This window comes from Paraburkholderia hospita (genome assembly GCF_002902965.1).
Taxonomy (GTDB): domain Bacteria; phylum Pseudomonadota; class Gammaproteobacteria; order Burkholderiales; family Burkholderiaceae; genus Paraburkholderia; species Paraburkholderia hospita.
The window spans coordinates 554,336-569,747 of record NZ_CP026107.1; the positions used below are offsets into that span (position 1 = coordinate 554,336).

The 15,412-nt window shown below is 58.7% G+C and carries 13 protein-coding genes and 2 pseudogenes; 11 read left to right on the forward strand and 4 right to left on the reverse strand.

From position 1 onward, the window contains the following. The first annotated feature begins 427 nt into the window (after nucleotides 1–427). From C2L64_RS55165 to C2L64_RS35735, 3 genes are all read left to right on the forward strand, one after another. On the forward strand, nucleotides 428–826 hold the full coding sequence (locus C2L64_RS55165) for a hypothetical protein (protein ID WP_085954645.1): 399 nt from the start codon (nucleotides 428–430) through the stop codon (nucleotides 824–826). A gap of 1,141 nt (nucleotides 827–1,967) precedes the next feature. Continuing rightward, complete coding sequence (locus C2L64_RS35730; RefSeq protein ID WP_238554836.1) at nucleotides 1,968–2,555, forward strand: TadE/TadG family type IV pilus assembly protein; 588 nt, start codon at nucleotides 1,968–1,970, stop codon at nucleotides 2,553–2,555. Further along, nucleotides 2,548–3,684, forward strand: a complete 1,137-nt coding sequence (locus C2L64_RS35735; RefSeq protein ID WP_009769975.1) for a TadG family pilus assembly protein — start codon at nucleotides 2,548–2,550, stop codon at nucleotides 3,682–3,684. The genes C2L64_RS35730 and C2L64_RS35735 overlap by 8 nt, the downstream gene beginning before the upstream one ends. 296 nt (nucleotides 3,685–3,980) lie before the next feature. On the opposite strand, the gene C2L64_RS35740 is transcribed toward C2L64_RS35735, so the two are convergent. After that, the gene (locus tag C2L64_RS35740; protein WP_007742237.1) at nucleotides 3,981–5,423 is read right to left on the reverse strand and encodes a sialidase family protein; all 1,443 of its coding nucleotides are present in this window, start codon (nucleotides 5,421–5,423) and stop codon (nucleotides 3,981–3,983) included. A 1,055-nt stretch (nucleotides 5,424–6,478) separates the two neighbouring features. Between C2L64_RS35740 and C2L64_RS35745 the strand changes: the two genes are divergently transcribed. Further along, nucleotides 6,479–6,874, forward strand: coding sequence for a hypothetical protein (locus C2L64_RS35745; protein WP_007742238.1), 396 nt, complete (start codon nucleotides 6,479–6,481; stop codon nucleotides 6,872–6,874). Nucleotides 6,875–6,886: 12 nt separating this feature from the next. Here the strand turns inward: C2L64_RS35745 and C2L64_RS35750 are convergent, their stop codons facing one another. Further along, complete coding sequence (locus C2L64_RS35750; protein WP_009769977.1) at nucleotides 6,887–7,834, reverse strand: GlxA family transcriptional regulator; 948 nt, start codon at nucleotides 7,832–7,834, stop codon at nucleotides 6,887–6,889. Nucleotides 7,835–8,013: 179 nt separating this feature from the next. Here C2L64_RS35750 and C2L64_RS35755 point away from each other — a divergent pair, with 179 nt between their 5' ends. The 7 genes and pseudogenes from C2L64_RS35755 (at nucleotide 8,014) to C2L64_RS35785 (ending at nucleotide 12,756) form a co-directional block, all read left to right on the forward strand. Further along, nucleotides 8,014–8,823: an SDR family NAD(P)-dependent oxidoreductase gene (locus C2L64_RS35755; protein WP_009769978.1), complete on the forward strand. Its 810-nt coding sequence runs from the start codon at nucleotides 8,014–8,016 to the stop codon at nucleotides 8,821–8,823. A 33-nt stretch (nucleotides 8,824–8,856) separates the two neighbouring features. Beyond that, nucleotides 8,857–9,723, forward strand: coding sequence for a type 1 glutamine amidotransferase domain-containing protein (locus C2L64_RS35760; protein WP_009769979.1), 867 nt, complete (start codon nucleotides 8,857–8,859; stop codon nucleotides 9,721–9,723). 204 nt (nucleotides 9,724–9,927) lie between these two features. Continuing rightward, complete coding sequence (locus tag C2L64_RS35765; protein WP_202949485.1) at nucleotides 9,928–10,116, forward strand: hypothetical protein; 189 nt, start codon at nucleotides 9,928–9,930, stop codon at nucleotides 10,114–10,116. A gap of 14 nt (nucleotides 10,117–10,130) precedes the next feature. Further along, nucleotides 10,131–10,862: pseudogene (locus tag C2L64_RS35770) on the forward strand (cation:dicarboxylate symporter family transporter); the annotation flags it as partial. Between the two features lie 2 nt (nucleotides 10,863–10,864). Next, nucleotides 10,865–11,101: pseudogene (locus tag C2L64_RS35775) on the forward strand (transposase); the annotation flags it as partial. Between the two features lie 279 nt (nucleotides 11,102–11,380). Next, nucleotides 11,381–12,070, forward strand: a complete 690-nt coding sequence (locus C2L64_RS35780) for a potassium channel family protein (RefSeq protein ID WP_009769983.1) — start codon at nucleotides 11,381–11,383, stop codon at nucleotides 12,068–12,070. Between the two features lie 497 nt (nucleotides 12,071–12,567). Continuing rightward, a complete protein-coding gene (locus C2L64_RS35785; RefSeq protein WP_009769984.1) occupies nucleotides 12,568–12,756 on the forward strand; it encodes a hypothetical protein in 189 nt (62 codons plus the stop codon). Nucleotides 12,757–12,993: 237 nt separating this feature from the next. Here the strand turns inward: C2L64_RS35785 and C2L64_RS35790 are convergent, their stop codons facing one another. Continuing rightward, entirely contained in the window at nucleotides 12,994–13,926 is a 933-nt protein-coding gene (locus C2L64_RS35790; RefSeq protein WP_090835081.1) for a D-2-hydroxyacid dehydrogenase, read from the reverse strand. Nucleotides 13,927–14,085: 159 nt separating this feature from the next. After that, the gene (locus C2L64_RS35795) at nucleotides 14,086–15,399 is read right to left on the reverse strand and encodes a dicarboxylate/amino acid:cation symporter (protein ID WP_009769986.1); all 1,314 of its coding nucleotides are present in this window, start codon (nucleotides 15,397–15,399) and stop codon (nucleotides 14,086–14,088) included. Nucleotides 15,400–15,412: the final 13 nt, after the last annotated feature.

The following is a 15,412-nucleotide window of genomic DNA, read 5'->3' on the forward strand; positions in this document are numbered from 1 at the left end:
ATTAGCCCGTGGATCGTCGGTGATCGCGAGTACCCTTACTCGATCCTCCTTGATGCAGGCAATCGGAGAAACATTGTCTGCTTTTGTAGCGAATTACGGAACCGGAGATCTCGATGGGTTTGTCCTTGCTCTTAGCGAGCGATTAATTCAGCGCGATAGGGCTGATGCGGCAGAAATGATCGGCAGCTGGAGACCGGCCGAGTCCCGATAACCGCGATGAAACTATCGACGCACGCAGCTGTTGGCGAAATACGAGGCAGTTATCCGACGTCCCTCTTCAGTTCAGCGTCTACCGACTTCAAAGCGGATTGCGCCCGATCCGTGACTACGCGACCAAGTCATTTACAGTTGATTACAACTGCCCGGAGTCACAGGTGCGCGCCGTTCGTACAATCGAACCATTCGGGCAGAACATGGGAAAGCGAAGATGAAAACAGTGCAATGGATTGCCGCTGGCCTCGTGGTACTTGCGTCCATGTCGGCTTTTGCGGGAGCGGGTGGCAATGGCGGTGGAGGCGGTAATGGAGGAGGAAGCAGCGGCGGCGCCGGACACGGCGGGCTGGGCGGCAACGCGGGTGGCATGTCCGCTGGTCACATGAGCAGCAAGGGGCTAAGTAATACCAACGGCTTTAATTCAGCCGATCGCGATGCCGGCCTTGCCCGCGCGGCGGATCGATCGGGCACGCAGGCAGATCGATCCGCCGCGCAAACGAGCCGTACCGGTGTACACGCGGATCATGCAGAGCACTCACATTCACGCTCGCATGCACGGGTCAGCACGAATCTTCACCACAGCCAGCGCGTTGCCATCAGCCATTCGAGCTGATAAAGCGACGAAGGCACTGCAGGCACCTTGTTCGTCCGAGTTGGCATCGATGAACGCCAATCTCGAAGTAGGCGCGTATGCGCTCGCAATGCCAGCGGCCGCAATGATGACGAGGACACTCCAGGATTCCTTCCGACCACGCTGTCGCAGGCAGTCGGTGCTGCTGGGAGCTATACGGTCGAAGCCGACTGCGCGAGTGGCGCGACTCAATCGAGGGATGCCAATGTATCGGCGGATAGCCAGTCTGGCATCAATTTCAACTTCTGAGCTGGGAGGTCGGGAGGACCGCGACGTCTTCCCCGACGCGTGAAATGAAAATAATCATGATCCTGTTGACGGCATCAGTGGCTGGACTGTCTGGCTGTGCGGTGTATGTGCCGGATGAACCTCATGCAGCCGTCGTACCGCAAGGCAAGCCCCAGGGAGGGCAGGGCAATGGCTATTGCCCGCCCGGTCAGGCGAAGAAGGGAAATTGCTAACGAGCGGCGGCTTGGATGAACTGTGTCTTGCGCATTGAAGTACTCGATGCACGCGCGTAAGCGCGCGTTCGATTAGCGCGCGTTTTTGCGAGAAGCTCGTTACGCTATACGGTGACGGGTCTTCGATGTACGATGCCGTTGTGAATGACTTGTATTCTCGGCCCATTGTGTCGCGTAGGGAACGTGGTCATGCATCGCGTCTGTCACCCGAAGCGACACTTCCGTCGTCCCTGCAGCGCCAGATCGACTGAACAGTCTTTCGTCCGAAGCCACGTTTCTGAAGAATGGATGTGCGTGACCGTGCCCATCTGAGAGTGGTTATCGCCGTGGCTCCTTAAGGATTGCTTAAGCCGTCCGGATCCTGTTATCCCCCGCGATTCACCGCGCTGTTTCAAGCCCGATACGGTTTGGGCATCTACCAGCATCTCTGCGTATCGAGCCTTTAAGCATCGAAACGCCGCACGCGTGCGTCTCTCTCGTCCCTCAGGCGTGTCGGGCGTGAAACATCCTCGGTACTTCTGCGTGCCGGATCTGCAATGACAGTCGATCATCATCAAGATTTGCAAGGCCCGCTCGACCATGGCATGTCATTTGCAAAATCACGGGTACTTCGCGCCGGCGAGCTTTGAACAGTACCCGGACGCATGTGACGAAGCCCGCCCTTGCCGGGCAACAAAATGAAGCGACCACGGGGGAATATCATGAAGCGAGATCCTGCGTTTGATCACGGGGCGTCTATCGCGATCTGGCGTTCGTGCCTGCGGGGAAACGTCGTCGAAGGGATTCGACATGGTGACGTTTGCGAAGATGTGTCTGGAGCGAGCAGACGGCGCCGGACGAATCTCAAGGCGCAGCGCGGCGTAGCGGCGGTGGAATTTGCGATCGTGTTGCCGCTTCTGCTGCTGGTCATCTTCAGCATCGTCGAGTTCGGCGTAGCGCTGTACGACAAGGCAATGATCACGAATGCAAGTCGTGAAGGCGCACGCGCGGGTGTCGTGCTGCGCACTCCGAAGCCGAGCAAACAGGACGTCACAAACGTGGTCCTCGCCTATTGTCAGAACTATCTGATTACGTTCGGCGCGAGCAACACACCAACGGTCAGTGTTCCTTCCGGTGTGGGCGGTACCTTCGGGACTCCGCTCACGGTTACCGTCTCGTACCAGTACGCAGGATTGGGCCTGGGCGCCATGCTGTCGGTGTTCACGGGGCCGATCGTGATGACGGCCACCACGATCATGAACAATGAGTGAGGCGGCCATCATGTACTACGGGATGAGCAGAGCGAAGCAGCGAGGCTCGGTTGCCGTGATTACGGCAGTGAGTCTGGTGTCGCTGCTGGGGTTCGCGGCGCTGGCGATCGATATTGGCAATCTGCTGGTCGCGCGAAACGAATTGCAGAATGCAGCGGACGCTGCAGCCCTTGCGGGCGCACCGTGTCTTTATCAGCGTGCGCAGTGCGGTAACACCACGGCAGTCGAACCTGACTGGAATACTGCGACACAAAAGGCATCCGGCTTTGCCACGGCTGCAACGTCGAACAAGGTTCAGGGAGCAGTGATCAAGGTCACGCAGGTCGGCTCAGGCTACTGGAACGTGACGGGTAAGCCGGGCACGCTGCAGGGAGTGCCCTTTACGCCTGGCGTGAACGACTTGCCCGCCATTCGGGTGACGATGACGAAGAGCACTGCTAATGCGAACGGCAGCATACCTGTCTATCTGGCGAGCATCCTGGGGGTGTCGTCGCTGTCGGCCACTGCGACGGCGACAGCTGCCGTGTCGAGGCCCGGTTACGTTGGTCCCGGTGGTCTTTTTCCGGTCGCAGTTTCCAAATGCCTCTACGACAGCTACTGGAATTCGTCGACCAACTCGCCGAAGCTGGCCACGAGCACCGCACCCATCAGCGGACAGACGGTGAATCAGACGCCCAATGCGCCGTACGTCTTCCAGATTTCATCGGCGTATCAGGCGAATGGCTGCGAAGCGGGGCAGTGGACGACGCTGACTACTCAGCAAAACGATGTCCCGTTCGTGAGAGGACTGATCGCGGGCCAGAATACGGATTCGCTTGGCATCGGATCACAGCCTGGAACCTACGTCCAGCCTGGTGAAAAGAACACGCTCTACACGTCCGTCGACAATTGTAGTGCTAACGGGGACCATTCCTGCGAATACGAAACGGTGCCAGTCGTCAATAACGTCGCGACGGGCTACCAGCCAGTCGTGGCATTTGCATGTGTGCGTATTCTCAAGGCGGATAACGGATCGAAGCCTTACATACTCGTGCAGATGAGCAATCAGCCGGATAAATGTCAGGCGGTTAACTCTGGCGGCGTGGGGCCGAACTATGGAGCGATCACACCGCCGCGTCTGGTTCAGTGACTCGCCGACGTATGCGGTGCGACGATATGATTAGCATTATTAACAGTTCCGCCAAGCGAAAGCGAATCGAATGAAGCGATGGAAACGTTTCAGACGTCTCTCCGATGTCACTACCGCGGGCCGGCGCCCTCTACCGGGCGAGCGGTTTCGTACTACGCTGTTTGTCGGGCGGTTCCAGGTCGCAACCAGGTAATAAGGCGAGCACAAAAAGGTGTGTCGTGGGGTGTCCTGCATCGGGAACGCGGCTCACAGCTGCGGCGCGCAGCGCGCCGCAGCTCCCACACATACTGTTATGGCTAAGGCTGAGCAAACACGTCTGTGCGATTGCCCAAATTGCCTGAGTTTGTTTGCACGAAAAACGGCACGAACGTCGAACCGATCGCGACCAACCCTTGATAGTCTCCAACGAAGAAGCCCTCGGCGTCCGGCGCGGTCTTGAGGTCGAAGACTCCCGCCAGATGAGTTTCATTGGCGAACGTCGTTCCGTTGTCCGCCGATGTCGTTTGCCAGATATCCGTCGGTAGTGTCGTGGTGTTGCCATCCGCCAGATTGCGGAAATCGTAGTACGTCACGGCAACGGTCCCTGACGAATTGACGCTAATGTTCGGGTTGAATGCCGGTCTTCCCGTGGGTGTATTGACCCGGATCGGAGCGCTCCATGTGCTGCCGCCGTCTTTGGAAGTGGATAGCGCGATCTCATCATAGTGCCCGCCATTGAAGCGGGAATCCTGCCAGACGACATAGAGTTGCCCGGTCTTTGGATCGATTGCGGGCTCGGGAATAATGTCTCCTGAACGCACCGGTTCGCCGGTGTTCGGATCAAACACCGATACGGTCTGCAAACCAGAGATGATCTTCGGCTTCGTCCACGTTGCGCCGTCGTCAGTTGATTTGATGAACGCCACCTTCCCGGCCGCTTTGGAGAACGGCGGAGAAATCAGGTTGAAGAAGTCGTAGAGCGTTCCGCTCTGCGAGTTGACGACGATCTGGTTACCGATCGTCTGCTGCCGCGAAGGCACCGCCACGATCACGGATGGCTGACTCCATGTCATGCCGCCGTCGGCTGTCTTCGAGAACATCGATGGTCCCCGGAACGCGGCCGTATGCCTGTTGGCGTAGGGATTGCCGTTTGGCAATTCCAGCCGGTCCCATACAGCATAGGCTACGCCTGCCTTGGTTGGATTGGCCGTCACCGATTCCTTGTCGTTGAAGAATTGCAAGGTCGGTTCGTTGTTCGCGATGATGATGCTTGGCTTCGCCCACGTCAGGCCACCATCCTTCGAAACGGAAGCCAGCACGGCATTGCTGTTGTTGGATTGATTGAAGGAGATCGATACAGCGTACGCTGTTCCATCGGGGCCGATCGACACCCACGGATCGGACGCGCGTTCGTAGTCAGTTCCGCCTGCGCACGCACTAAAAGGCAGTGCAACCGGCGTGCCCCACGTCAAACCGCCATCGGATGACGGGCGGGCAACCAGGCCGTGAGCGCCGCCGTTGTTCCATCGGTCCTGTTGCCATACGCCGATCAAGTTCGACGGATTGTTTGGGTTCGTAGCGATCCAGGGTTCGACTTCGGCGTTCACGTAGTTCGTGCCCGGGCCGCCTATGGTGCAAGCGGCAAAGGGGCTGGGACCGGAGACCAGGACGGGCGCAGCCTGACTAGTCGGAATGATTGTGGCGAGGACAACAGCGAGCGGAATGCCGCTCAAGAGTACACGGTGCTTGTCGCAACGCATGGAAGGCTCCTTTCCATTGCGGCCTGTAACAGCCCACAGTAGCCTGCTGGCAGTTGCGAAAGAAGTGGAGTGGCATTGCATCTTCGCCGATGGTTTCATCGATGGCATCGTCGGCGCGTATTGTGTCCACCATTGTTCGCTCGCCAGATTCGCTACCGCTTCAACCGCCACAGACCGCGAGCGCTGATCACCGCCAGCGCGTCGGTCAAGACTGCACTACCAGATATCAAACGGTTTTCTCACGCACCAGAAGCTTCGCCTCGCGATGACCGGCCTCTCTGCCAAGTCCGTCATTTGTCTGATGCGTGGAATGGACTTTAGGTCGTGACGAAGGACGTTGCGGGGATTTTTTGTAACATTTGAAAGAGATACGCACTCTCATCTGTCGAGCCGTACCAGGCACTGTTTCGACATGTGCTGACATGGGATCCGGACGCCCGCTCGGCACATACGCATTGCCTGATCGCGTCACCATAGGGCCGGGGCCAACGAGCGCATCCCGTTCGGAGTGTCTGTGTCGTAATGCCAGCGTCGGCGACAACGATCACGTTCAGCGCGGTAGACGTGATCACCGGAACGATCGCCGACTGTTTTGTCGACGATGTCGGACCAACGTCCGCAGGCGTCCACTCCTCGGGGATCAGTGCAATGTGCCGAAGGGCAACAACGGGTCGTTGCCATTCGACCACCGATTATTCCGCTGTCGGCCTGGTCGAATTGGGGCCTGATGAGCGGGATGGGCGGGCCAAACGTGACGCGTTAGCGCGCATGGACGCAGCGCGGGTTCGTCAAGCGTTCATGCACTGGACCGAGGTGAACGAGCGGGGGGGTACTCGGGTGAAAATCGGCCGCTGCGTTGCGCAAGCTCGCCGATCATGTCGCGTCGGATGAATAATGGCCGCATACGAAAGCGCGCGCAAACGGTCCCGCCGCGTCTACAAATTGATCCTCACTGAGCAACGCGATCACTCGCGTGTCCGGAAACCTTGCGCATCTGACATTGGAGAGGCTCCATGTCCAGTGAAAAAATGGGGCTTTCAAGGAGTGTGACGACCATGCCCTACCTGCAACTCGACGTAACCGACCACTATTCGGTGAAGGACAAGCGGCTCCTGGCGCTGAAGATGAGCGAGACCTACGCGCGGATGATGTCGGTTGACATCAGGCGTATCAGCGTCGCGATTCGAGAACTGGGAGATGGCGGTGTCTGGCGGATTCCCGAGGCCGGTGAAGAGCCCACCCCGGTCGCGGTCATGATGCTGGACATCAGAAAGGGCAGGACGCCCGAACTGCGTATGGATGTGGCCAAAGCGCTGTGCGCGCACTGTATCGAAATTCTTGGCCTGCGTGAAGACCGGCTCAATGTCGAATTCACCCAGCATTCCGGGGATGAAATGTATCACCCGGCGTTGGGCGGCTATAGCCCGGAATGGACGCCGGGCGAGCAGTAAGGCGAACTACGCTTAAAGCGCAAGGGGCGTGACACCCGACGCCCGCTGTATGGTTTGCGGTGGCTGACCGAATGCACGCAGGAACGCTTGACGCATCCGCTCCCGGTCACCAAAGCCAGTCTCTCTCGCGACGATCTCGATCGGGTGACGCGTCGTCTCCATCATCAGACGAGCGGCTTCAACGCGAAGCCGCTCGACTGCCTTCGCGGGCGATTGACCCGTTTCCTCACGAAACACGCGGCTGAACTGACGCGGACTGAGCCGTGCCGCTTCGGCCAGCCGCTCGACCGACAAATCGCTCGCCAGGTTTTCGCTCGCGTAGGCAAGTGCCATCTGAACACGGTCTGAGCGCGCGCCCATCTCCAGCAGCGCCGAAAACTGCGACTGACCGCCACCGCGGCGCTGATAAAGCACCAGCTTGCGCGCAACCATGCGCGAGGTGTCCAGCCCGAAGTCGTTTTCGACGATCGCAAGCGCGAGATCCACGCCGGCGCTCATGCCGGCCGACGTCCAGATCTGTCCATCCACGACGAAGATGCGATCTTCTTCGAGTTGTACGTTCGGATACTGCTTCTGGAAGTCACGCGCGTGGAACCAGTGTGTCGTTGCGCGCTTTCCTTCCAGCAGGCCTGCAGCAGCCAGAACAAAAGCACCCGTACAGATCGACGCAATTCGCCGTGATTGGCGCGGCGCTTCCCGAAGGTAATCCACCAGCGCAGCCGAAGGAAGGCGGCATTCGTTGTCGCCCGCCACGATGAGGGTGTCGTAGCCCTCTTTGGCAAGTGGTTCGCTATGAACCGAAAACCCCTGGGACGAGGCGATAGGTCCACCGTGCTCGGACACGATGCTGAATTCGTAAGCTGCCTCGCCGCGCAGCAGATTGGCGTATTCGAAGACGCTCGCCACCGCGAGCGCGAGCGACTGGAAGTTGGGATAGACGACGAGTCCGACGGTATGCATTGATGCCTCGCGAGTCATGGCCTGATTCGTTGAAGGTAGCACATAACGGACGGTATTGTGGGTGAAAGCGTGACCGAAATCCTTGCATATATGGCATTGAGGTCGCGGGCGGCCGAGGTCAGAATTCGCTCCATGAACCGACGCTCTGTTGGTTCAACCACCTACTCAAAGGACTGAAAATGACTTCCTCTACGAATGGTTTCGCGCTGATCACCGGCGCGTCGGCTGGCATTGGCGCCATCTACGCTGACCGTCTCGCCAGGCGCGGCTTCGACCTCATTCTTGTGGCTCGCAACCAGACCCGGCTGAGTGCTCTCGCAGAGCGCCTCACAAACGAGACGGGCCGCTCGATCGAAACAATTGCCGCCGATCTCAACGACAAGGCTGCACTCGCGCAAATCGAGACCCTGCTTCGTGAAGACCCGCGCATCACGATGCTGGTGAACAACGCGGGCGTCGGCTCGGTCGCATCGGTTCTCGATGGTCACGTCGACTCCATGGAATCGATGATCAACCTGAACATCACAGCACTGACGCGTCTCACCTACGCGGCTGCGCCTGCATTCGTCGCCAAAGGCTCGGGCACGATCATCAACATCAGTTCGGTGGTCGGCATTGCAGTCGAACTGCTGAACGGTGTGTACAGCGCCTCGAAATCGTATGTGCTGAGCTTCGGTCATGCGCTGCAGCGCGACCTCGCAGGCAAGGGCGTGCGTGTGCAGACCGTGCTGCCGGCAGCGACGGCAACCGAGTTCTGGGAAGTCGCTGGCTATGCGAAGCAAAAGGAAGCCGCAAGCACGATGACAGCCGACGATCTGGTGGACGCCGCGCTCGCGGGCCTCGATCAGGGGGAACTCGTGACCATCCCGACGCTGCACGATGGCGACGACTGGACGAAGTGGGAGGCCGACCGTCGCGCGCTGGCTCCCCGGTTCGCGAACGCCAAGGCCGCGCCGCGCTACACGTCGAACGCCACCACCGCCCAGTAAGTCCGCCAACCCATATTGCGAAAGAGCCTGATCATGAATCTCTTTAAATTCGGCGCCGCTGCGCTCGCGATGGCCACTGCCTTTGCATTGCCGGTGGGCGCGTCGGCAAAGTCACGCGGCAAGGTTCTCGTTGTGATGTCGAGCGCGCATGAGCTCGACCTGCGCGATGGCAAGCACTACGAGACCGGCTACTACCTGAACGAGTTCGTCGTGCCGTATCGCAAGCTTGTCGAGGCAGGCTACGAGCCGGTCATCGCGAACCCGAAGGGCGACATGCCCGTCATGGACGCCAATTCGAACAACAAGATGTTTTTTGACGGCGATGATGCAGCGCGCGCTGACGCATTGAAGTATGCGCAAGGCATCGCGCAGCTGAAGCATCCCAGGACGCTCGCTTCGGTGGTCGCCGCGGGAACAGGCGGTTATGTTGGGCTCTTCATTCCGGGTGGCCACGCCCCGATGGTGGATCTGCTGAAGGATCGCAACCTCAGCCAGATCCTGGTCAGCTTTCATGACAGCGGCCGTCCGACTGGAATCATCTGCCACGGACCCATCGTGCTGCTGTCCACGCTGAAGGACCCGGATGCCTTCGTCGCATCGATGATCGCCAATGATGGCAAGGCGAATTCGCTCGCTGCAGGCTGGCCGTATGCCGGCTATCGCATGACCGTATTCTCAACGGGTGAAGAGCAGCAACTCGAAGGCCCGAACGGTCTCGGTGGCAATGTTCAGTTCTACCCGGTGAATGCACTCGCAGAAACGGGCGCGCATGTCGATACGGTCGCGAACTGGCACAGCAACGTGGTCGTCGATCACGAACTGATCACGGGTCAGCAGCCGATGTCGGCACCGGAATTCGGTGATGTCCTGGTGGCGAAACTGAAAGCGCGCACGAACTGATCTCAGTTGTCGAGCAAGTTTGTGAAAGGACTGGATGCGTTGTATCCGGTCCTTTTTTATGGGTTTCCCCGATGACCTGAAAACCGTGCCTATTCGACATGGTTTGAGGCATCGACGTCTTCTAAGGTAGTGGCAACAGGTTTCCGTTTGAAAACGGGCTCCGGCAGCGTCTATGCGCCGCTGAGCATGGCGGACGTTCCGAATATGAACATCGCCTTCGTGGACAGCACGGAGGCGCCCGTCGGACCTGGCGAACCTCCCACTACCGTAGTCGCACCGGCTATCGGCAACGCGATTTATGCCGCTGTGGGCGTGCGGATGCGCCACCTGCCTATCCGGGCAACGGACATCACGCTGGCACTGGATCAGGCACGACAGAAGACTACGAGCTAACGGAAATAAACATCATGAGACAACCTTTCTACAAAGTTCTGTACGTGCAGGTGCTGCTGGCGATCGCCGCTGGCATCCTGCTCGGTCATCTGTACCCGCAGTACGCGACCGCAATGAAACCGCTCGGTGACGCATTCATCAGGCTCATTCGCATGATCATCGGACCGGTGATCTTCTGTACGGTGGTGGCGGGCATCAGCAGCATGAGCGATCTGAAAAAGGTGGGACGCGTCGGTGGAAAGGCGCTGGTCTACTTCGAGGTCGTGTCATCCATTGCTTTGGTGATTGGCTTGCTGGCCGGCCATGTGCTCCATCCTGGCGACGGGTTCAATGTGTCTGTTGCGTCGCTGGACACACGGGCGATAGCAGGCTTCGTCAGCCAGTCGGAACATCTCGACGGGCTGACCGGCTTTCTGTTCGGGATCATTCCCGTGTCGTTCTTCGATGCGTTTGCCAAGGGCGACACGCTGCCCATTCTTTTCGTATCCGTCATGTTCGGCATTGCGATCTCTGCGGCGGGGGAGCAGGCAAGCGGCGTGACGGCCATGATTGAGAAGCTGTCTGCAGTGTTCTTCTCTTTCGTCAAGATCATTACGAAAGCTGCGCCTGCCGGAGCATTCGGTGCGATATCGTTCACCGTAGGGAAGTACGGTATTGCATCGTTGATACCGCTCTTCAAGCTGATCCTGACTTTCTACGTCACGGCGTTCATCTTTATCGCAGTGGTGCTTGGGACCGTCGCCAGGACGCAGTCCAAAGCCGACTCGACAAGACACCGGATGCGATGACAGTGCGCAGGCGGACCGTCGAACATGTCTTCGGGACGTTCAAGCACTGGATGGGCTATACGCACTTCCTGACACGCAGGCTGGCCAACGTGGGCACCGAGATGAGTCTGAACGTGCTTGCCTACAATCTCATGCGAGTGCTGAGAATTCTGGGGTTCAGGAAAACTATGCGCGCAATGCGACTTGCGGGTGCGTGAGTACCCAGTAGGTCTAAAACGCCCCCTAATACTCGCTTACCCGACCTCAGTGCCTTGCCACGGTTCGTCGCTGTCGGATTGACCGCACGCCAGTTGAACGCGCCAGCCGGTATAAGAGCCTCGCATCTCTTGTTACGGTTCTGCTCACGTTTCCACACACCCTGGGTCGACTTCTGCCAGTGTGGGCGAGAGCGGCAGGTGTGTTACCCCTTTATACTCCCGTCACACGCGGCCCGGCCTGTCTGGCCGCGACATACGCGAACCAGGGGAGAGATCACCATGGCCTTCCGTACCACGCGCGATACGCTGTCTCGCATTTTCTACCAGCGCTGTTTCTGGCTGTTTGTCGTGCTGCTCACGCTCATCGGCGCCGTTTCGTTTGTCCCCCCGAGCGATAGCGGCCGCCTCATCCTGAACGTCGTAAATATGTTCCTCGTAATAGCGACCGTGGCAGCAGTCGGCCGTACGACCCTGCCGTTCGTGATCGTGCTGTTACTTGCCATTCCGGCCATGTGGTTCCAGTACCTCGGCCTGTGGCACGACGACGAGACGAGCCTTGCTATATCCTGGATGTTCAGCGCCTCACTCTACTTCATCACTGTTGCGTATCTTCTCCGCTACGTTTTCCAGCCCAGGATCATGACGGCGGATAAGCTGTTTGGCGCTGCGGCGGCGTATCTGTTGATCGGTGACCTCTGGGCGTACATCTATGCAATCATCGGATTCTTCTATCCGCAGTCGTACATGATCGTCGGGCAGCCGGGTCGGCTCGTTTATGCCGACGCGCTTTACTTCAACGTAACCGTCCTCACGAGCACAGGCTTCGGCGACATCACGCCACTCACGCGCCCGGCACGGGGCATGTGCATGGTGGAACAGATCACCGGCAGCTTGTTCGTCGCGATCCTGATCGCCCGCCTCGCCGGCGTTTACCCACCGAGAGAGAGTTATACCGACGGCAAATCCTAGGAAGTGAGGAAGCCTTGTCGTGTCTGTTTGACTGCTGGCGATATGCGTCGACTCGACGACCAACCAGGCTGATTGAGGGGCGGTTGTACTTCGCAAGCGGCCATCGCAAGCGCTTGATGACGACTGACCTTTGAGGGACGTCTACGGAAGTTCGGCCTTCAACCTGGGATCGCGGTGTTCGAAGCGAACTCGTATTTCCGGGTTCGGCCAGAAGCGGGCGTTCACCAGTGCGCTCAGGCGGACACTCCAGTCAGGTCCAATCAGGATAGCGGACCTTTGTCCCTCGACAATCCACGTCGCCTTCATGCTACGAAGGATAGAAACCCGAACCTACCAGGCTAGGAATGCCATCGAACATGTTCCCAAAACCCGGTCGATCGCGAGGCGCATGTCCAATGAGCTGGCCGCCGGGTCGCGGGTTTGACTACAGCATGTACAGGAGGGTGGCATAACCGCCGTACCGCTTCGGCATAGAATCCTCTGAGGAGGTTCCAGTTATGTCAGCTATCAAGCGCATCGATCCGGGCCATCCCGCCTATCAGTCCACGCCGCACAGGACGACCCGCTACCTTGCGGAGCACGGTACGTTGACTGCCGGCTCCAGAAAGAGGCTGCGCCCCTTGGCGCCTCATCTCAAGGTCGGGCGCGGCAAGGTCGGTGTCGGTGGCAAGAGCAGCAATAGGTAGGCCCCCACTACGGCGTCGGGCAATAAAGAGGCGGGAACGGGACGTCCCGCGCCTTATCATGTCAGTTGTGCTAGCGGCGCAGGTCGGGCCACTTGCCGCCGTTGATCACTGCGGAAAAGGTGCCGCTTGAGAAGCGGTTCGAAGCGCGAACCGGTCATTTAGGAGGCCTCGCTCCTCGCTGGCCGCGCAAGGTGGCCAGTCGAGCGCTAATACAAACGACCGCATTTCATCTCTCGCTCAGACAGCCATTCGATTGCTGCTCGGTGCGTTAATGATGTTTCGCGGCTTTCCCTGGACGTAGGCGGTTATGTTGTCCATGAGCTGGTCGGCGAGCGTTTGAATTGCCTGCTCGCTTGCCCAGGCGACGTGAGGCGTGAGAATGAATGCTGGATGACCCAGGATTTCATTCAACGGATTATCCTCCGGCAGCGGTTCCCGAGTGACGACATCGAATCCGGCACCGGAAATCAGGCCGCCCTTCAAAGCATGAACCAATGCCCGTTCATTCACGAGTCCACCACGCGCCGTGTTAATGAGAAGAGGGCGCTGCTTCATCTTGGCGAACTCGGCATCGCCGATGAGGTCACGGGTCTGTTCGTTGAACGGGCAATGGAGTGAGATGATGTCGGACTCTTCGAGCACTTTCTCGAAGGGCGTGTAAAGCATGCCCATGTCGTTGCGCCCCTTGAATGCCGAGAAAAGCACCCTGAGACCCAGTGCTCTGCCGATATCCGCAGTCGCCTTCCCCAATGCACGGTCACCGATGACACCAAGCGTCGAACCAGCAAGATCTTTGACGGGATAGTCAAAGAAGCAAAATTGACCGGATTCCTGCCAGCGGCCTGCTTGCACTGCCGCATGATAAGCAGTCAGACTTCGTCGAAGTGCAAAGATCAGGGCGAACGTGTGCTCGGGGACCGTGTGCACAGCGTAGTTGCGAACGTTGCAAACGGATATGCCCGCCTCATCGCAGGCATTCGTATCCACGTTGTCGGAGCCGGTTGCAGCGATCGCGATCAACTTCAGTTTCTTCGCTTGAGCGATCACGTCGCCGCCGAGCTTGACTTTGTTGGTGATGACGATGTCGGCATCGCGAATCCGGTCGAGCACTTCTTCGGGCTTCGTGGTCTCGAAGACTTGTAGCCCGTGACTGAACGGCAAGTCCTTCATGCGGATGTTCGGTGGGATAGTCGATCGGTCGAGAAACACGATGCGGAGAGGCAAGGATGTGGAAGCCATTTCTATCGATTGCGTAAATGGATGGGGAGGAAGCGCTCCGTGTGGCGAACTCGTGAAAGAGGAGCAGAGCTGATTAAAATGATGCTACAACTAGTCATCATGCGGCCCAAGGGCAAGCTGGCTCTTGAATGTTTCGCGATCGAGAGCCATTTCCCATCTGGCGACTACGATCGTCGCGATGCCATTGCCGATGACGTTGATCAGCGCGCCACCTTCCGAGATGAATCGATAGATACCGAGCACAAGTACCAGGCCAGCGACGGGGATGCCCGGCACGGAACTGAGCGTCGCGGCCAGAACGATGAACGCACCGCCGCTGACACTCGCGGCGCCCTTGGACGTGAGCAGCAGGACCAGCAGCAGCGTAATCTGGTGGCCGATACTGAGTGTGCTATCCGTCGCTTGCGCGATGAATATGGCGAGGACGGTCATGTTGATGCAGCTGCCGTCGAGGTTGAAGGAATATCCGGCGGGTACGACCAGGCCCACGACGGACTTCTCGCAGCCGAGCTTTTCGAGCTTCGCCATGAGCCGAGGCAGCGCCGACTCTGAAGAAGACGTGCCGAGCACGAGCAGCAACTCTTCGCGGATGTAGCGCAGAAAGGCGATCAGGCTAAATCCTGCTAGCCGGCATACCGCACCGAGGACGACGAACACGAAGACGAGTCCGGTCAGGTAGTAGGTCAGAAGAAGCTGGCCGTACGAACTCAGCGAAACAACGCCGTATTTGCCTATCGTGAATGCGATCGCGCCGAACGCACCGATCGGCGACACATACATGACGATGCGGACCATGTTGAAGAAGGTGTTCGCGCCGGCGTCGATGACGGACAGCAATGGCTTGCCTCGTTCGCCGAGCATTTGAAGCGCAAAGGCGAAGACGATCGAGATGAACAGCACTTGCAGAATGTCGCCTTCCGCGAACGCGCCGAAGACCGTCGTCGGGATGATGTGAGACAGGAACCCGACGACGCTCTGGTCGTGAGCGGCCTTCGTATAGGCAGCGATGGACGACACGTCGAGTGTCCGCGGATCGATATGCATGCCACTGCCGGGCTTCATGATGTTCACTGCAATGAGGCCGATGGCGAGCGCCAGGGTCGTCATCGCCTCGAAGTAGATCAGCGACTTGATGCCGACACGCCCAACCGCCTTGATGTCATTCATGCTCGCGATGCCATGCACCACTGTGCAGAAAATCAGCGGCGCGATCATCAGCTTGATGAGCTTCAGGAAGTTGTCTCCCAGCGGCTTCATCGCTTCGCCGACAGAGGGATAGAAGTGTCCCAGCAGAATGCCCAGGATCACCGCGATCAAGACCTGGATGTACAGATGCTGAAACCACCGCTTACGCGGGCGGGGCGTGGCTTGCGTCTCGATGGACGCTTCCGTTGCAATGCTCATGACGTGTCTCCTG

Coding starts and splice junctions, on each gene's coding strand:
- C2L64_RS35735 (WP_009769975.1), top strand. CDS start 2,548: ATGAGTGAGGCGGCCATCATGTACTACGGGATGAGCAGAGCGAAGCAG.
- C2L64_RS35750 (WP_009769977.1), bottom strand. CDS start 7,834: ATGCATACCGTCGGACTCGTCGTCTATCCCAACTTCCAGTCGCTCGCG.
- C2L64_RS35790 (WP_090835081.1), bottom strand. CDS start 13,926: ATGAAGGACTTGCCGTTCAGTCACGGGCTACAAGTCTTCGAGACCACG.
- C2L64_RS35765 (WP_202949485.1), top strand. CDS start 9,928: ATGAACATCGCCTTCGTGGACAGCACGGAGGCGCCCGTCGGACCTGGC.
- C2L64_RS35760 (WP_009769979.1), top strand. CDS start 8,857: ATGAATCTCTTTAAATTCGGCGCCGCTGCGCTCGCGATGGCCACTGCC.
- C2L64_RS35755 (WP_009769978.1), top strand. CDS start 8,014: ATGACTTCCTCTACGAATGGTTTCGCGCTGATCACCGGCGCGTCGGCT.
- C2L64_RS35795 (WP_009769986.1), bottom strand. CDS start 15,399: ATGAGCATTGCAACGGAAGCGTCCATCGAGACGCAAGCCACGCCCCGC.
- C2L64_RS35745 (WP_007742238.1), top strand. CDS start 6,479: ATGCCCTACCTGCAACTCGACGTAACCGACCACTATTCGGTGAAGGAC.
- C2L64_RS35740 (WP_007742237.1), bottom strand. CDS start 5,423: ATGCGTTGCGACAAGCACCGTGTACTCTTGAGCGGCATTCCGCTCGCT.
- C2L64_RS55165 (WP_085954645.1), top strand. CDS start 428: ATGAAAACAGTGCAATGGATTGCCGCTGGCCTCGTGGTACTTGCGTCC.
- C2L64_RS35785 (WP_009769984.1), top strand. CDS start 12,568: ATGTCAGCTATCAAGCGCATCGATCCGGGCCATCCCGCCTATCAGTCC.
- C2L64_RS35780 (WP_009769983.1), top strand. CDS start 11,381: ATGGCCTTCCGTACCACGCGCGATACGCTGTCTCGCATTTTCTACCAG.